At 44.6% G+C, this 16,424-nt stretch carries 16 protein-coding genes; 13 read left to right on the top strand and 3 right to left on the bottom strand.

The features are described from left to right. Positions 1-164 precede the first annotated feature (164 nt). A complete protein-coding gene (locus tag AC3CKG_RS17275; protein WP_102518120.1) occupies positions 165-515 on the top strand; it encodes a HopJ type III effector protein in 351 nt (116 codons plus the stop codon). A gap of 138 nt (positions 516-653) precedes the next feature. On the opposite strand, the gene AC3CKG_RS17270 is transcribed toward AC3CKG_RS17275, so the two are convergent. Further along, entirely contained in the window at positions 654-962 is a 309-nt protein-coding gene (locus tag AC3CKG_RS17270) for a cysteine-rich CWC family protein (RefSeq protein ID WP_102360950.1), read from the bottom strand. Between the two features lie 159 nt (positions 963-1,121). On the opposite strand from AC3CKG_RS17270, the gene yegD reads away from it, so the two are divergent. From yegD to AC3CKG_RS17250, 4 genes are all read left to right on the top strand, one after another. Next, positions 1,122-2,474 carry a molecular chaperone gene (gene yegD, locus AC3CKG_RS17265; protein ID WP_076667886.1) on the top strand — a complete coding sequence of 451 codons (1,353 nt, stop codon included), beginning with the start codon at positions 1,122-1,124 and terminating at the stop codon, positions 2,472-2,474. Positions 2,475-2,977: 503 nt separating this feature from the next. Then, positions 2,978-4,015, top strand: a complete 1,038-nt coding sequence (locus AC3CKG_RS17260; protein ID WP_488529638.1) for a porin — start codon at positions 2,978-2,980, stop codon at positions 4,013-4,015. A gap of 360 nt (positions 4,016-4,375) precedes the next feature. Beyond that, on the top strand, positions 4,376-5,008 hold the full coding sequence (locus tag AC3CKG_RS17255; protein ID WP_102360953.1) for a fumarylacetoacetate hydrolase family protein: 633 nt from the start codon (positions 4,376-4,378) through the stop codon (positions 5,006-5,008). A 150-nt stretch (positions 5,009-5,158) separates the two neighbouring features. Then, positions 5,159-5,788, top strand: coding sequence for a LysE family translocator (locus tag AC3CKG_RS17250; protein WP_488529637.1), 630 nt, complete (start codon positions 5,159-5,161; stop codon positions 5,786-5,788). 120 nt (positions 5,789-5,908) lie between these two features. Here AC3CKG_RS17250 and AC3CKG_RS17245 read toward each other — a convergent pair whose 3' ends face one another. Next, positions 5,909-7,633 (bottom strand): phospho-sugar mutase, encoded by a 1,725-nt coding sequence (locus AC3CKG_RS17245; RefSeq protein WP_488529636.1) that lies wholly within the window; start codon positions 7,631-7,633, stop codon positions 5,909-5,911. A gap of 463 nt (positions 7,634-8,096) precedes the next feature. On the opposite strand from AC3CKG_RS17245, the gene coxB reads away from it, so the two are divergent. Genes coxB through AC3CKG_RS17225 form a run of 4 tightly spaced genes read left to right on the top strand, consistent with a single transcriptional unit; the run spans position 8,097 to position 12,512 of the window. Continuing rightward, positions 8,097-9,299: a cytochrome c oxidase subunit II gene (gene coxB, locus AC3CKG_RS17240; RefSeq protein ID WP_488529635.1), complete on the top strand. Its 1,203-nt coding sequence runs from the start codon at positions 8,097-8,099 to the stop codon at positions 9,297-9,299. Beyond that, positions 9,296-10,957: a cytochrome c oxidase subunit I gene (gene ctaD / locus AC3CKG_RS17235; RefSeq protein ID WP_122054252.1), complete on the top strand. Its 1,662-nt coding sequence runs from the start codon at positions 9,296-9,298 to the stop codon at positions 10,955-10,957. Before coxB ends, ctaD begins: the two co-directional genes overlap by 4 nt. An 11-nt stretch (positions 10,958-10,968) precedes the next feature. Next, the gene (locus AC3CKG_RS17230) at positions 10,969-11,589 is read left to right on the top strand and encodes a cytochrome c oxidase assembly protein (RefSeq protein ID WP_488529634.1); all 621 of its coding nucleotides are present in this window, start codon (positions 10,969-10,971) and stop codon (positions 11,587-11,589) included. Positions 11,590-11,627: 38 nt separating this feature from the next. Next, positions 11,628-12,512 (top strand): cytochrome c oxidase subunit 3, encoded by an 885-nt coding sequence (locus AC3CKG_RS17225; RefSeq protein ID WP_065112748.1) that lies wholly within the window; start codon positions 11,628-11,630, stop codon positions 12,510-12,512. A 39-nt stretch (positions 12,513-12,551) separates the two neighbouring features. Here AC3CKG_RS17225 and AC3CKG_RS17220 read toward each other — a convergent pair whose 3' ends face one another. Next, positions 12,552-12,782, bottom strand: coding sequence for a DUF2909 family protein (locus tag AC3CKG_RS17220; protein WP_099166549.1), 231 nt, complete (start codon positions 12,780-12,782; stop codon positions 12,552-12,554). On the opposite strand from AC3CKG_RS17220, the gene AC3CKG_RS17215 reads away from it, so the two are divergent. From AC3CKG_RS17215 to cyoE, 4 genes are all read left to right on the top strand, one after another. Beyond that, on the top strand, positions 12,721-13,590 hold the full coding sequence (locus AC3CKG_RS17215; RefSeq protein WP_488529633.1) for an SURF1 family protein: 870 nt from the start codon (positions 12,721-12,723) through the stop codon (positions 13,588-13,590). The two genes, AC3CKG_RS17220 and AC3CKG_RS17215, sit on opposite strands and share 62 nt — an antisense overlap. A gap of 1 nt (position 13,591) precedes the next feature. Next, complete coding sequence (locus tag AC3CKG_RS17210) at positions 13,592-14,191, top strand: hypothetical protein (protein ID WP_102541603.1); 600 nt, start codon at positions 13,592-13,594, stop codon at positions 14,189-14,191. A 90-nt stretch (positions 14,192-14,281) separates the two neighbouring features. Further along, a complete protein-coding gene (locus AC3CKG_RS17205) occupies positions 14,282-15,337 on the top strand; it encodes a COX15/CtaA family protein (protein ID WP_488529632.1) in 1,056 nt (351 codons plus the stop codon). Continuing rightward, positions 15,327-16,319, top strand: a complete 993-nt coding sequence (gene cyoE / locus AC3CKG_RS17200; RefSeq protein WP_488529631.1) for a heme o synthase — start codon at positions 15,327-15,329, stop codon at positions 16,317-16,319. The genes AC3CKG_RS17205 and cyoE overlap by 11 nt, the downstream gene beginning before the upstream one ends. Positions 16,320-16,424: the final 105 nt, after the last annotated feature.

Below are 16,424 nucleotides of genomic sequence, written 5' to 3'. Positions count from 1 at the left end.
AATAATATAACGTCCTGATAAATGTATGTCATTAGTTTCATTTAAGTAATTGTAAAAGTTGGGTCAAAAAGTGAATGGCTTTCCAAAACCAAAACTCAGCTTACTCTTATCTCAAAACACGATACACTGCTGTCGTTAATCATGTACTGATGGAGAAATATTAAATGGAACTGGAAACTTTACTAAATACGCTGATTCAAGCCCCAGAAAGCATTCAATTTGAAGATACAATGCAGGTGATTGAGGCGAACTATGACTTTTCTGAGAGTGAATTTCGTAATGGTGATGTAGTGAATGTCGCGGGACAGAACAATGGTTCGTGTAAGATTTTTGCTTTTGGTTTAGCTCAAGAGCTTTCTCCCGAGCAAACACTGGCTTGTTTTGGTCAGTTTTATCGCAATGATGTATTAGGCTTTCCCGAGAATACCGACCATCAAAATATTCGTAACTTTATGGTTCATGGTTGGAGTGGTGTACAGTTTTCTCAGCCGGCGCTGATTGCAAAAGCGAAGTAAACACTGACCAGACTGACATATGTATTCTGAAGCACTAGAACTAGAACTAGAACTAGAACTCGGAATCATTACTATTTGAAGCGAGAAAGTGATATCTCGCTTCTTTTGATGTTTTAGATGTTGAGACAGGTTTACTCATTACTGAATAGGTAATGCAGACAAGCACTTGCGACACATGCAAACATCGCCTTTAGGGATACTACTCGTATCACGTTTTTCTAGCTCAAAGCACCAACAGGTTTCTTTACCCGCGCTGATATCACACTGAGCTGGCGCATTACATTGTGGACACTGGTGAGTTGAACTCGCTCCGCTAAGGCTATCCATTACTGAATCTCTTTCGCTTTCAGATAAGCCTTTCCAACCTATAATCTCATCCATTGTTCTGTGGCAGCCGCTGCATATGCCACCATTATTTTTACAAGCCGCTAAGCAAGGTGTTTTCATCTATCAGACCCGTCATTCATTTGTGCTGAAATGTAGCACATTTGTTTCTTCTTGAAGAGCCGTTAGGCTAAGAAATTACTCAGTTAAATTTAGAAATGACCTCGTAATTTTTAGGCTTTTCATGTAGCATCTCGCCCCTTTTGTTGAGTGGGGGATATTATGTTTATTGGATTTGATTATGGAACAGCTAACTGTTCCGTTGCAGCTATGGTTAATGGAGAACCTAGCTTGTTACCGCTAGAAGGTAAGAGTCATTATATTCCCTCAACCGTGTTTGCACCGACTAGAGAAAGCGTTTCTGAGCATCTATTTCGTCATCTAAATATCAAGCCCAGTGATGCTATTGGTGAACAAGTGTTGCGTCGCGCGATTGCATTGAACCGTGAAGAGAGTATCGACTTGGTGCCGGAAGACATGGCATTTGGTCAGGCAGCGTTGAACCTCTATTTAGAAGATCCACGTGACGTTTATTACGTTAAGTCCCCTAAGTCTTTCCTTGGTGCTAGCGGCTTACATGATGTTCAGGTGAGCTTCTTCGAAGATTTAGTATGTGCCATGATGGCGAATATTAAAAATCAGGCTGAGCTGACGACTCAAGAGCAAATCAAACAAGCCGTTATCGGCCGACCAATCAACTTCCACGGTCGTGGCGGGGAAGAAGCAAACAGACAAGCTGAACATATTTTGTCTCGCGCAGCTAAGCGTGCTGGCTTTCAAGATATCGCGTTTCAGTTTGAACCGGTTGCTGCGGGACTTGATTATGAAAGTACACTGACTCAAGACCAAACCGTCTTAGTTGTCGATATTGGTGGTGGTACGACGGATTGCTCATTACTTGAAATGGGACCGACGTGGTCGGGTAAATCGGATCGAACTCAGAGTCTATTGGCACACAGTGGCCAGCGAGTTGGTGGTAATGACCTCGATATCTATCTTGCTTTCAAACAATTGATGTCACCTTTTGGCATTGGCAGTAAAGGGACTTCTGGTATCGATATGCCGTTGACCCAGTTCTGGAATCCGATCGCAATCAATAACGTTGAAGCTCAGAAGAACTTCTATTCTCGAGAAAACCTTGCAGCTTTGAAGCTACTTCGTAAGGAAGCGGCAGAGCCCCAAAAGTTGGATCGCTTGATGAAGGTTTATCACGACACGTTAGGCTATAGCATTGTGCGCAGAGCGGAAGAAGCTAAGATTGCGTTGGCGGAGTGTGCTCAGTATCGAGCTGCGATTAATGTCGCTTCTGAGTTAGTTGAAGTCGACATCTCAGTTGAGCAGATGGTGGATGCTATCGAAACTCCGAAATCAAAAATGATTGAGTTGGTAAAAGAAGCAATCCAACAAGGTCAGAAAAAACCAGACGTTATCTATATGACGGGGGGGTCTGCTCGTTCTCCAATATTACGTGAAGCTGTAGAGCAAGCGGTGCCGAATGTTCCAATCGTAAGTGGAAACTATTTTGGTTCGGTAACGGCAGGTTTGGCACGTTGGGCCGAGGTTTGCTTTAAATAAGAGTCCAATGATGAGTTATGAAGGGCAACCGAAGGGCAACCAGTCGCTGATTGGTTGCCCTTTTTTGGTCTTTTCTCTAGTGAACTTTCAATTAAGCGATTTTTCCTAGCTCAAACTGGGATTTGTTTCACAAAGCTAAATATTTCAGTTGAGTTCTGCATGTTACAAAATGTTTCAGGACTAAAAGCTTACCTCTAGATGGTCTGATGAGTTATCTTGTCTTTAGATTTTTAATGCTTTTTTAGTGACTATAAAATCAAAAATAATCAAAGCACTTATCTCAAAAGATGAAAAGAACTTCCAGTGATTACTGTATTATTTCATTGTTTTTAAATGATTTTTTGTTTTTTATGGTGCGATTTTTTTTATTTTATATATTTTAATGCAACTTTCTTGTCATTCGTATATTAGGGTTTGCCTACTTGTTAAATGCAGGTAACAACTTCTCCGTAAGCACGAGGTTGTTAGTGAATAACTCACCCAGTTACATAATGGATATGACAATGAATAAGAAACTTTTAGCGCTAGCAATTTCTGGTGCAGTATTTGGTACACAGGCAGTTGCAGTAGAACTTTACAACGAAGACGGCACAACATTCTCAGTTGGCGGCCACGTTTCAGTTGCAGTTGGTGACGTAAACAGTGATGAGCGTCAAAACAGCGATGACATCGGTGTAGAGTCTGTTTCTCCACGTATCAACTTCGGTGCAACTCACGAGCTTGGCAACGGCTTTACTGCTGACGCTAAAGGTGAATGGGCGCTAAACATGCTTGACGGTGGTGAAGAGTCATTCACAACTCGTCTTGGCTACGTTGGTCTTTCTCACGACGATTACGGTCGTGCAGCAGTAGGTACTCAATGGGCACCTTACTACAACGTTGCTGGCGTAGCAGATATGCCAATCGCATTCGCGAATGACTTCATCTACGAAGATCACGGTAACCTAGGTACTGGTCGTGGTGAAGAGATGGTGAGCTACGGCAACGCTATCGATTTCGGTAACGCAGGCTCTCTAAGCGCAGCTGTTGCTTGGCAAGGTCGTAAGGTTGATGGCGCAACTACATACGGTAACCGTGGTCAAGTTGCATTGAACTACGCGATTGCTGACGTTACTGCAAACTACGCTTACAACACCGGTGATGTTAAGTACTTTGGTGCTGGCTCACAAACTGCTGACTCTCACGTATTGAGTGCAACTTACGGTTCATACGGCGCGGAAGGTCTTTACCTTGCTGGTGTATACGCAATGAATAACTACATGAACTCTGGTAAAGGCCAGATTCTTGAAGAGTCAGTTGCAGTTGAATTGCTAGCTTCTTACGCACTTTCAAACAGCCTTAACCTAAGCGTTAACTACGAAGCTGTAGAAGACGACAAGATGAGCGAAACAGTATTTGCTACAACTGCTCTACAAGCTGAATACAACTTCACATCTCAGTTCGTAGGCTTTGCTGGTTACCAGTTCGACCTACAAGGTTCTGGCGTGTACAAAGAAAAAGCTGACGACCAATGGTTAATGGGTGCTCGTTACTACCTATAAGTCGCAGACTTATTTAGCATAGTGTTTACTCCTTAAATTTACCTTTTCGGATACTGTCCTAGACACCATGCTAAGCCCTCTCCAGCCTTTTGGTTTGAGAGGGCTTCTTTCGTTCTATACGCATCTGTTTTAGCTTTTCCTTCATGTTCCCCAGCTATTCATTTTATCTACGTAGTTATGATCTACGAAGCTATGGCTCTTGTCATCAGTTCATATATGTCGCGATCTTCGGATAAAAGTATTTAAATCATTTAATTGAGCTAAAGATCAGAATTTAGATATTGGTAACCATCTTGTCGAAGACTCTCATTTTATGATGCGCTAAACTCTGAATTCCTAAAAATAGTTCAGGGATAAACTATGAGCAGCGTTGTAGATCAAGAACAGTTGATGAACTCCAAACGAACGGCAGTACCAACAAAAGTATTATGTGTTGGGCGCAATTACGTGGATCATATTGAAGAACTCAACAATGCTATCCCTGACGCTATGGTTGTTTTCAACAAGCCGAGTACGAGCGTCACCTCCTCTCTAAGTTCCTTCCACCAAGAAGCTCTGCATTACGAAGCGGAAATCTGTTTCATTGTTGAAAATGGTGAATACTCCGCAGTAGGGTTAGGTTTAGACCTGACTAAGCGTGAACTGCAAAGTACTTTGAAAGCCAAAGGTTTACCTTGGGAGAGAGCCAAAGCCTTCGACGGTTCGGCTGTTCTAAGTCGTTTTGTTCCCACCACTAACTTGGATCTCTCGGATTTAAATCTAGAGCTATTTATCAACTGTGTCCGTGTGCAAAAAGGGCATGTTGAACAAATGCTTTATGCTCCTCAAACTATCCTCGAAGAGTTATCTTCTTACACTACGCTGCTAGACGGTGATGTAGTGATGACGGGCACTCCTAAGGGCGTTGGTGAAGTTCATCGAGGTGATATATTCCTTGGTCGCCTAAAGTGCGGTGAAGTTACATTGATTGAAATTGAGTGGGTAGCGAGCTAATTAGCCTAATTTCCAAAGTTAATAAATTGGCTTTATTGTTGATTGGTGGTGTTTAATTCGAAATAAATAACTCATGACAACTGATTGCATCTGGAAGGGTGTCGGTAATTGATATAAAATCCGCCTCCGTTTTTATCAATACTGAAACCCATGATCGATTTAGCAATATTACCTGTCTACCTTACTGCCGTTGTTGCACTTCTTCTTTTACCTGGCCCAGATATGCTGCTTATTGCCAGCTCTAGCATGAGTTATGGCCGAAAAGTCGGTGTGTTTGCAAGTCTAGGCAATGCAACCTCAGGGATTATTCTGACGGCATTGGCAGCTATGGGCGTGTCAGCGTTGATCGCCATGAGTCCTATTGCCTTAAAAGCCTTGAACTTGTTGGGTGGTGCTTATCTGTTAAAGATGGGTTGGGATTGCCTGCGAACCGAACAGGGGAATGCGCCTGAGCTCAGTGATAACTCCGCTGCGAAAACCTACTACCAAAGAGCATTGATTAGTAACTTACTTAACCCTAAGGCTCTGATTTTCTTTGTGATGTTCTTACCTCAGTTTGTGTCTACCAATATTGAAGCCACTTCAGGTGAGCAGATGTTGATGCTGGGCTTGCTATTGAATGTTCTTGGTTTGACATTCAATTTCTTGTTGGTTGCTTTAGTGGGTACGGTTGGTAAATCTCTTGTGGAAAACGCAAAGTTTCGTACGTATCAACAAAAGGTGATGGGCGCTGTATTCATCGTTTTAGCTATTTGGATGCTGTCTTCTTTTATCGGCTAGTTGCATTGTAAATAAAACGAAAAATGGACGCGAATGAGCGTCCATTTTTGTTTTGATGGTTTGTATGTTTCACCGGCTAGTTTATTTCAGCAGATATAAGCCTCACACTGAACTGTACGCTTAAGCACTGAGTTCTTGCTGGTGTTGTTCAATCAAGCTATTTGTATACTCTTCTCCACGTTGACGAGCTTCATCGTACGTTTCTGAACCCTCAAACTTCGTCACCGTCTCATAATAGACTTTTACTTTTGGTTCTGTGCCAGAAGGTCGAACGATAATTCGAGAGCCATCCTCCAAGTGATAAATCAATACGTCACTCGTTGGTAAGTTAATGGTTTCAGTATCGCCACCAACGATGTATCGCAGAGAAGATTGCAGATCTTCAATTACTGAGACAGCTACACCACCAATGGTTTTAGGTTGTGCCGATCTAAGTTTTGAACCTATCGAGGGTGAATCCGGATCAAGAGCGATACTGCGTTGAGCATTGGTATGGACACCATGTTCCAACGAAATTTGAGCCAGAAGATCCCAAACGGTTCGACCTTGAGACTTCAACTCTTCAACAAGTTGAGCAAATACTACCAGTGCAGAAAGTCCGTCTTTGTCGCGCACTTGAGTGCCAATTGTGTAGCCCAGCGCTTCCTCATAGGCAAACAAGAATTCATTATCCTCATCTTCCAGTTGCATCCCAATATTCGCTAACCATTTAAAGCCAGTCAGTGTTTGGAAGTAGGTAGCACCATGAGAGTTGGCGACTTTTTCGAGCAAGGTTGAAGAGACAATACTGTTGCCAACTAATTGGTTTTTGGTATGAGGCTTCGATAGCAAATAATGAGCAAATAACACACCGACTTGATCGCCAGTAAGCATCTTGTATGAGGCTTCATCGGTTCTAACTGTATCATCGGTTCTAACCGCAACGGCAAATCGGTCTGCATCCGGATCGTTGGCGCAAGCGATGTCGGCATCGACACTTTTCGCTAAATTGACGACGAGATCCATCGCGCCTTTTTCTTCTGGGTTGGGGAAGTTAACCGTCGGGAAGTGACCATCGGGCTCTCTTTGTTCCGCCACACTGAATACTTTATGGAACCCACCGTCGTGCAGAAGATCTTCTGCCATTTGTGCTCCAACACCATGCATTGCCGTGTAGGTCACGGTTGTATGCGCTGAATCGATGTCGTTACGTACATAAGGGCTTTGATTTATCGCAGCGCGATAGGTTTGATAGTAACCCTCGGTTAACCAAACTAAGTTCCCTTGCTTTTCAGCGTCACTGAGGCTGATTAGTGGGATTGGTTTGGTTGAGGCGACGTCAATCTGATCGGCGATGCCCGCATCGTGTGGTGGAATGATTTGAGCACCATTCTCCCAATAGACTTTAAACCCATTATATTCAGTTGGGTTGTGGCTGGCTGTCACAACGACAGCGGCTGCTGCGTTGAAGTGTTCAATACCAAAGGCTACAATGGGTGTCGCTGCGACGTTCGCAGTCAAATAAACCTTAATACCCAAGGCAGTCAGTACCGAAGCGGTATCTATGGCGAATTGTTTAGAATCTAAACGTCCGTCATACCCAACAACCACACCACGAATCGCCGCATTAGCGACATGTTCAATTAAATAATGGCCAAGCCCTGTCGCTGTTTCTTGTATCACCAAACGGTTCATTCTATTTGGGCCGCATCCTACTTTGCCGCGCAGGCCTGCAGTACCGAATTCTAATCGTTGTGTAAAACGATCTTCGAGCTCGGCGTGCATTTTCTTATCGATGAGATGTTGAAGCTCTTCACGAGTTCTTGGATCTGGGTCTCTCGCTAACCAGTTCATAGCATCTTGCATAATCACTAAACCTTTTAATGTCGGGATGACTTACTGTTGCTTTAAATTAAATGATATTGATTATTATTTCTATTAAGGCAATCGTAAAACTCAATTTAAAATAAATTCCAACAGCAAGGGAAGAGGAAGGGCTTATGGGTCAAGCGACTTCAAATAATTGACTGTTTAGTAAGTAAACTTACCTTGAACAATTGGATATCACTAACTAGCCTTTTACATAAATATAACAAAAACTAACAATTTCGTCGTATTTGAATCTTTGGTTAAAACCTTGAACGTTTTTGAACCGTATAAGTTCGTATAGTTTTGTGATGCGAACTGACGAATTAAGGTTAAAGCGCTAAGTAATGTGTAGCTTGGGATTCAGCCTTTGATGTGTAGTCGGATTAACAATGAGTGTCGTTAGGCAAACAACGACACATAGGTCGCAAGTATCCAATTAGGATGGATGAGGAGAGATCTTTTGAAGAGATTACTGGTCAGGCTAGCGTTGCTGTTGAATAGTTTTGTTGTCGCTTTTGTTTCCCCTCTAGTCAGCGCAAGTAGCGAATACAACATGACGCGTGGGGTGACAGATATTAGCGGTCAGGTGTATGAACTTCATATGTTGATCTTCTACATCTGTTGCGCGATAGCGTTCATTGTATTTGGCGTCATGTTCTATTCCATTCTTAGGCATCGAAAGTCGAAGGGCGCGGTTGCTGCCCATTTCCACGAAAGTACGAAAGTAGAAATTCTTTGGACCGTCATCCCCATCATTATTCTTATCGCTATGGCCATTCCGGCAACGAAAACCTTGATAGCGATGGAAGACACCTCTCAATCAGACCTAACAATCAAAATCACTGGCTCACAATGGAAATGGCATTACAGCTATTTTGGTGAAGATGTTGAGTTCTTTAGCTTACTTGCAACCAGCGATAAAGAGATTGAAGGCATAGAGGCCAAAGGCGCTCATTATCTACTTGAGGTGGACAAGCCATTGGTATTGCCGATTAATCGCAAAGTCCGCTTCTTGATGACATCAGACGATGTTATTCACTCGTGGTGGGTGCCAGCGTTTGCGGTTAAGAAAGATACGGTTCCCGGCTTTATTAATGAGGCGTGGACCAAAATAGATGAACCGGGTGTATACAGAGGCCAGTGTGCGGAGTTGTGTGGTCGGGCGCACGGATTCATGCCGATTGTGGTACATGCAATGGAAGAGCAAGAATTCGATTCATGGTTAGCTGAGCAGAAAGAGTTGCAATTAACCGCACAGCAAGCGGCGAAAGATGCATTAGACGCGTCACTTTCTTTAGACGAGTTGAATGTATTAGGTGAAGAGGTTTATAAAACTCGATGCGCGGTTTGTCACCAAGTGAACGGTGAAGGTATCCCAGGAGCGTTTCCAGCTATCAAAGGAAGCCCTGTTGCGCTTGGTGATGTTGATGTCCATATCGATACCATCGTCTATGGTCGTGGAGGCACGGCGATGCAAGCATTCGATAACCAGTTAACAGAGAAAGAAATTGCAGCGGTTGTAACGTACCAAAGAAACGCTTGGGGTAATGATACTGGTGATGTTGTTCAGGCTTCAGATATTAACGCTTACAAGGTTAAACAATCAGGCGGATCAGAAAGCTCAACGGACGAAGCACAAAGTGATGCTAAGGAGCAGTTATGAGTTCACCAATCGATAAACCTGTAAAATCGGCTCCCGCTGACGAGCAAACGTTGAGCCATGTAAGCGAAGGCGTTTTAGGTGACACCGATACCAACATTGATGATCATGACTCTCACGCGGCACCAAAAGGTTGGGCTCGCTGGTTGTACTCAACCAACCATAAAGACATAGGCACCCTTTACCTTTGGTTTAGCTTTGCGATGTTTTTAACGGGCGGCGCGATGGCGATGGTGATCCGCGCAGAGCTATTCCAACCGGGATTGCAGCTCGTTGAACCAGACTTCTTTAACCAAATGACCACGGTACACGGTTTGATCATGGTATTTGGTGCCGTGATGCCTGCATTTACGGGTTTGGCTAACTGGATGATCCCGATGATGATTGGCGCGCCGGATATGGCGTTACCCCGTATGAATAACCTCAGTTTTTGGATTCTGCCTTTTGCGTTTTTGATCTTGATTGGCTCTTTGTTTACGGAAGGAGGTGGGCCGAACTTTGGTTGGACATTCTACGCGCCGCTTTCTACAACTTACGGCCCAGATAGCACCGCTCTATTTGTTTTCTCCGTTCATATTATGGGGATCAGTTCGATCATGGGGGCGATTAACGTAATCGTCACCATTGTTAATATGCGCGCGCCGGGAATGACTTGGTTCAAGCTTCCTATGTTCGTGTGGACTTGGTTGATTACGGCTTTCTTGCTTATCGCCGTCATGCCCGTGCTGGCGGGCGCGGTCACTATGGTATTGACCGATAAATACTTTGGAACAAGCTTCTTTGATGCTGCGGGTGGTGGGGATCCGGTGATGTTCCAGCACATATTCTGGTTCTTTGGACACCCCGAAGTGTACATCATGATTTTACCCTCGTTCGGTATCATCTCTGCGATCATTCCTGCATTCAGTGGCAAACGTCTGTTTGGTTATCACTCGATGGTTTATGCGACCTGTAGTATCGCATTGTTGTCATTCTTGGTTTGGGCGCATCACATGTTTACCACCGGGATGCCCGTATTTGCAGAGTTGTTCTTCATGTATTGCACCATGTTGATCGCAGTGCCCACTGGGGTGAAAGTATTCAACTGGGTGGCCACGATGTGGCGAGGGGCTTTGACGTTTGAAACCCCAATGCTGTTTGCGATTGCCTTTATTGTTCTGTTTACAATTGGTGGGCTATCTGGATTGATGCTCGCTATCGTGCCTGCTGATTTCCAATATCACGATACTTACTTTGTGGTGGCTCACTTCCATTATGTTCTGGTGACGGGGGCTGTGTTCTCCATCATGGCTGCAGCTTATTATTGGCTGCCGAAATGGACTGGGCATATGTACGACCACAAACTCAGCTTGTGGCATTTCTGGACATCAGTCATATCGGTCAATGTACTTTTCTTCCCTATGCACTTTTTGGGTTTAGCGGGCATGCCTCGTCGAATCCCTGACTACGCGATTCAGTTCGCTGATGTTAATCAGGTCGTTTCGATTGGTGGCTTCGCCTTTGGTTTATCACAATTGATTTTCCTATGGTTGGCGATCAAATGTGTCAGAGGCGGAGAGCCTGCTCCAAGCAAGCCATGGGACAGAGCGGAAGGCCTAGAGTGGACGGTTCCAAGCCCAGCTCCTCATCACACGTTTACTCATCCACCTAAAATTGATTAAGGGTAACGAGTATGAGCGATAACAAAAACCACCAACAAGACAGCAATAACCAGTCATTACCTAAACGCTCGACAAAGAAATTGACGGGCTACTTGGTGCTGAGTGTGATTGGCATGTTTGGCTTTGGTTTCGCTCTGGTTCCTCTGTATGACGTGATGTGCGAAGCCTTAGGGATCAACGGGAAAACCAACACGGTTTCAGCGGTTCAGCCTCAAGGAATGCAACCAGATTATTCTCGTACGGTTCGAGTAGAGTTCATGTCGCATATTAAGCCAGATATGCCTTGGCAGTTTGTGCCTGAAACTCTAGTGTTAGAGGTTCACCCTGGGGAAGTGGTTCAAACGAATTACATTGCGAAAAACTTATCGGGTCTTTCGTTAGTTGGGCAAGCGGTGCCATCGGTGTCTCCCGGAAATGGGGCGACATATTTTAATAAAATGGAGTGCTTCTGCTTTAACCAGCAGCCGCTGGACGGACACAAGAGCGCAGAGATGGGGCTGATTTTCTACATTGAACCTGAGATCCCTGAATCGATTCATACGCTCACTCTCTCTTACACCTTGTTTAATATCACGGGTGATGTTGGCTTGAACAAGAGTCAGCCTCAAGCTGAGACACTCGCAAGTAATTAGGGATTTACAGAACCAGTATCAACATAAGGAGTTGAGCGATGAGTTCTAAAAAGGAAGTTTATTTCGTTCCACATCAAAGTCATTGGCCTCTGGTCGGGGCTATTGCTCTGTTTCTTGTCGCGGTTGGCGCGGGCTTAACGGTGCAACACATGGAGACCGACTCTGCTGGTGGTGTGTTTGGGAAAGCGGTGCTGTTCGTTGGCTTTGGTGTGCTGCTGTATATGCTTGCTGGTTGGTTTAGTAACGTCATCACGGAATCGTTGAGTGGGCTCTATTCTGAGCAGATATCTCGTTCCTTTAGACAGGGCATGAGTTGGTTTATTTTCTCTGAAATCATGTTCTTCGGCGCTTTCTTTGGCGCGCTTTTCTACGCTCGGATGATTTCTGTGCCATGGATTGGTGGGGCAGGAAACAACGAGATGACCCATGAGGTGTTGTGGCCGATGTTCCAATCTATTTGGCCGCTAACAACCACCCCTGATGGCGTGACGACTCAAGCCATGCCTTGGCAAGGTATCCCTCTCAAGAACACCATCATTCTGCTGCTTTCCTCTGTGACGCTGCACATGGCACATATCAGTCTTGAACAAAATAAACGCATGGCATTGATCGTATGGCTAGAAATCACGATTGTGCTGGCTGGGTTCTTCCTGTTCTTCCAAGTGGAAGAGTATGTTCATGCTTATCAAGAGATGGGGCTTACACTTCAATCCGGTATTTATGGCAACACCTTCTTCTTATTGACTGGATTCCATGGCTTGCATGTCTGTTTGGGAACGATCTTTTTGATTGTGCTTCTGGCTAGGGTTGCAAAAGACCACTTCTCACCGAAAGACCATTTTGCGTTCCAAGCGGGCAGTTGGTATTGGCACTTTGTTGATGTGGTTTGGTTGGGTCTATTCGTGTTTGTGTACGTGCTCTAGTGAGAACACGAACCTGATAATCACTGAGCGTAAGCCGAATTAATAAGGACGAGGGTTAGGAGTGATGACTCCAGAAGCCAAAGCAAGCAGAAGTAACAGCACCACTATGGCAGACAGCATTACACGACGACCCAAGAAGTGACTCAGTCTTTTTCCGTTGTGTTTACCTGAGGCGATTTGGATTAGACCTTTCATCAAGTTGAAAGCGATGAAAAACAGCAAAGCGACCAATACAACTTTAAATAACAACACAAAGGTAGATGACGCCATAGTGATAATTCCAAACCGATTAATTGATGATGCGCACAAGTTCCGCAGTAAAGGTTTTTGGGTAGCGGTTGTTTTAACTGTGGTTTCAGTCGGCATTTTAATCAAGTTAGGTTTGTGGCAGTTAGACCGAGGTAACGAGAAACTAAGCTATGAACAACAATTGCTAGAAAGAGCTCTGAAGTCACCTAAGGATTTGGAGTTAGTGATCAGCGACTGGCAACGTGGCAATACTCAAACTCAAGTCGACTTAACCCGCCAGATTTGGAACGGACAAAAGGTCAACATCACTCTGGCAGCACAAAGCGGTTTGGTCCTCTTGTTAGATAATCAGATCAATCAAGGTGTCGTTGGTTATGTGATTTACATGCTGGGCAATATTCAGTCGCAAGGCGTAGAGAAACGGATTTTGATCGATCTTGGGTTTGTTGCGGCGAGTAATGACAGAAGAGAGCTACCGAAGTTAGGCGACATTGTATTACCAACCACGATGTCTGGGCGTTTGTACACACGGTCGATTAACCCTCTGAGTCAAACATTGGGTCTAGAAGAAACGACACCGAAACGCATTCAGAATCTTAATATCGAAGAGCTATCTCAATACACAAAGAAAGAGGTGATGCCCTTTGTTTTTCAACCGCAGAGCTTAGAGTCATGGCCTTATGAGTTTCTATGGCGGCCAACGGCAATGAAATCTGAAAAGCATTTTGGTTACTCAGTTCAATGGTTTGTAATGGCTGGGGTATTGCTGTTTTTGATGGTGTTAATTGGTTATCGGTATATGAAAGGGACACCCAAGGTAGGGGACTAACATGGATAAACCTCAAGCTTTAAGCAAAACAGAAGAAGAGACGCGGTTATTGCAGAAGCGTCGCTCGAAAGGTCGTTTGATGTTGATAGGGCTGATTCTGATTTTTGCTTTGCCTGCCATTATTGCTAAAACCGTGCTGGAGCAGCATTGGTACACAGCAGGCGTTACCAATTCCGGAGAACTCGTTGAGCCAAGGGTGACCTTGGAAGATGTTGGTATCACGTTGCCTGTGGCTGAAGAAGGTTGGTTGGTCGGATATATCGCCCCGACTGAATGCGAAAGCCTATGTGAGCAACAATTACACTACCTTAATCAGAGTTACTTGGCTTTAGGTAAGAACAAAGAGCGAGTCACGGCGGTGGTGTTTGTGGCTGAGGGCGTTTCTTTGAAGGGAACCATTAACAAGCCTGATTTAGAGTTTCTTGCTGGTGGAGACCAACTGAGAGCTGAATTTGCTCCGGCATCGATTGTGATTATTGACCCACTGGGCCAGCTTGTTATGGAGTATAAGAGCGTTTCTGAACCGTCTCAATTAGTTAGCCAATCCAAAGGGATGATCCACGATCTAAGGAAGTTACTCAAATTATCACGTGTGGGTTAACCAGTGGTAATACCTAGTAAATAGACAAATGTTGGGATTAGTGAAGAAGCGATGATGCGTTGTCAGCGATTCGATATAGGGAGATAAGCGATGCAAAATAGAGCGCCCAAATTACTCATGGTAATCATGAGGCTGACTATTTTACTGACACTCACCGTTATTGTGCTCGGTGCTTATACTCGTTTGTCGGATGCTGGTCTTGGCTGCCCTGATTGGCCAGGATGTTATGGTAATCTGGCCGTGCCATCCAATGCCACAGCAATCAGTGAGGCTAATCTCCAATTCCCAGAACGAGCTCTTGAAACAGATAAAGCATGGATAGAGATGATACATCGTTACTTTGCTGGCTCGCTCGGGTTGCTTATCTTTGTAGTTGTCGCTTGGTGCATCAAAAAGAACATTACCTCCGTTGGACTTCCTCTACTTATCTCCGCCACTGTGATTTTTCAGGCCCTGTTAGGTATGTGGACGGTTACTCTAAAGCTGATGCCTGTTGTGGTGATGGCACACCTTATGGGCGGGTTTACGCTGCTGTCGCTGCTCTGTTTACTCTATTGTCGTCTGTCTAATGTCCAACATCACTTTGGTGAGTCTGTTTCCCATTCTCCTCTTAAAGCTTGGGCATTGTTTGGGTTAATCGTTGTGGTTGGGCAGATATTGCTAGGTGGATGGACATCGTCTAATTATGCCGCTCTGGTGTGTACCCAATTACCTATCTGCGAAGGGAACTGGACAAGCTATTTAGATTTCAAGAATGCCTTCGATTTTGCTCAACACGGCCATGATAACTATGAGTTTGGTGTGTTGGAATATCCTGCGCGATTAACTATACATGTCATGCACCGGTTCGGGGCTATCGCTGCCACACTTACGGTGTTGATGGTTGTTTATCAGCTTTGGAAGCTTGAAAAAGGACCGCAAAGACAGCTGGCTGTCACTTTGGCGATAGTGTTGTTTGCACAGGTCAGTTTGGGGATCAGCAATGTATGGTTTCACCTACCGATATCGGTAGCCGTTTTGCATAATTTGGTGGCTGCTCTGTTACTTGTCACCATGGTTGTTACAAACTTTGTGGTTTGGCAACGTCAACCGAGTGAGTACTTGATGAAGAACGATGTATTACAAGGAGGTAATCATGGTCACTAGAACATCAACACAACATGGAGTGGTGGTTCAAGGCGCAGCTTTAAGTCAAGATCTCGCTGCCAGTCAAGAGATAACAGCCAACGGAGAAAGTGCTCCAAAAAATGAGCTGGCCTCGAAAAACAAAGCGACTTGGAAGGTCTATTTAACGCTGACCAAACCCAAGGTAGTGGCTTTGATGTTGCTGACGGCACTGGTTGGTATGTGTTTAGCGGTGCCTAACGGATTACCTTTACAGCAAACTCTGTTTGGAATGATCGGAATAGGGTTGATGGCAGGCTCGGCAGCGGCATTTAACCATTTGATCGACAAAAAGATCGATGGGCAAATGACTCGCACAAATCGACGCCCTTTGCCGTCAGGAGAACTCAGCAGTGTGCGTGTGTTCAGCTTTGCTGCTGGCATTGGTTTGCTTGGCTTTGTCACATTAGTGGTGTGGGTTAATCAACTCACTGCTTGGTTAACCTTTGCGAGCTTATTAGGCTATGCGGTGATTTATACTATGTACTTGAAGCGGGCTACGCCGCAAAACATCGTGATTGCAGGGATCGCAGGTGCGATGCCGCCGTTATTGGGCTGGACGGCGGTCACCAATGAACTGCATTCAAACGCTTGGTTGTTGGTGATGATCATCTTTATCTGGACGCCTCCGCATTTTTGGGCGTTGGCGATTCATCGTCGTGACGAATATGCCAAGGTGAACATCCCGATGTTGCCTGTGACCCATGGTATTGCCTATACCAAAACATCGATTCTGCTCTATACCTTGCTGCTAAGCATCGTATGTATATTGCCGGTGTTGGTTGGTATGAGTAGCTGGATATATTTGAGCGCTTCTTTGGTGCTAAACGGCGGGTTTGTATATCACGCTTGGGTACTTAAATATCGTGATGAGCCTAATATGGCGATGAAGACTTTTAAATTCTCCATTTATCATCTCATGATCTTGTTTGTCGCTTTGCTGGCGGACCACTATCTACTTTGATAGCTGATATTTCTACTTTGATAGCTGATATTTCTACTTTGATAACTGGTGTTTCTACTTATACTGAATAAAAAAACGGATGCTCTAGGCATCCGTTTTTTGTTT

It is taken from the genome of Vibrio sp. QJM3NY_15, assembly GCF_057785995.1.
The sequence above is the reverse complement of the archived record's forward strand: the minus strand, read 5'-3'. Positions and strand labels throughout refer to the sequence as shown.

What these genes read in the sequence shown, in the direction of transcription:
- AC3CKG_RS17275 (WP_102518120.1), top strand. Translation starts at nt 165, where the DNA reads ATGGAACTGGAAACTTTACTAAATACGCTGATTCAAGCCCCAGAAAGC.
- AC3CKG_RS17270 (WP_102360950.1), bottom strand. Translation starts at nt 962, where the DNA reads ATGAAAACACCTTGCTTAGCGGCTTGTAAAAATAATGGTGGCATATGC.
- yegD (WP_076667886.1), top strand. Translation starts at nt 1,122, where the DNA reads ATGTTTATTGGATTTGATTATGGAACAGCTAACTGTTCCGTTGCAGCT.
- AC3CKG_RS17260 (WP_488529638.1), top strand. Translation starts at nt 2,978, where the DNA reads ATGAATAAGAAACTTTTAGCGCTAGCAATTTCTGGTGCAGTATTTGGT.
- AC3CKG_RS17255 (WP_102360953.1), top strand. Translation starts at nt 4,376, where the DNA reads ATGAGCAGCGTTGTAGATCAAGAACAGTTGATGAACTCCAAACGAACG.
- AC3CKG_RS17250 (WP_488529637.1), top strand. Translation starts at nt 5,159, where the DNA reads ATGATCGATTTAGCAATATTACCTGTCTACCTTACTGCCGTTGTTGCA.
- AC3CKG_RS17245 (WP_488529636.1), bottom strand. Translation starts at nt 7,633, where the DNA reads ATGCAAGATGCTATGAACTGGTTAGCGAGAGACCCAGATCCAAGAACT.
- ctaD (WP_122054252.1), top strand. Translation starts at nt 9,296, where the DNA reads ATGAGTTCACCAATCGATAAACCTGTAAAATCGGCTCCCGCTGACGAG.
- AC3CKG_RS17230 (WP_488529634.1), top strand. Translation starts at nt 10,969, where the DNA reads ATGAGCGATAACAAAAACCACCAACAAGACAGCAATAACCAGTCATTA.
- AC3CKG_RS17225 (WP_065112748.1), top strand. Translation starts at nt 11,628, where the DNA reads ATGAGTTCTAAAAAGGAAGTTTATTTCGTTCCACATCAAAGTCATTGG.
- AC3CKG_RS17215 (WP_488529633.1), top strand. Translation starts at nt 12,721, where the DNA reads ATGAAAAACAGCAAAGCGACCAATACAACTTTAAATAACAACACAAAG.
- AC3CKG_RS17220 (WP_099166549.1), bottom strand. Translation starts at nt 12,782, where the DNA reads ATGGCGTCATCTACCTTTGTGTTGTTATTTAAAGTTGTATTGGTCGCT.
- AC3CKG_RS17210 (WP_102541603.1), top strand. Translation starts at nt 13,592, where the DNA reads ATGGATAAACCTCAAGCTTTAAGCAAAACAGAAGAAGAGACGCGGTTA.
- AC3CKG_RS17205 (WP_488529632.1), top strand. Translation starts at nt 14,282, where the DNA reads ATGCAAAATAGAGCGCCCAAATTACTCATGGTAATCATGAGGCTGACT.
- cyoE (WP_488529631.1), top strand. Translation starts at nt 15,327, where the DNA reads ATGGTCACTAGAACATCAACACAACATGGAGTGGTGGTTCAAGGCGCA.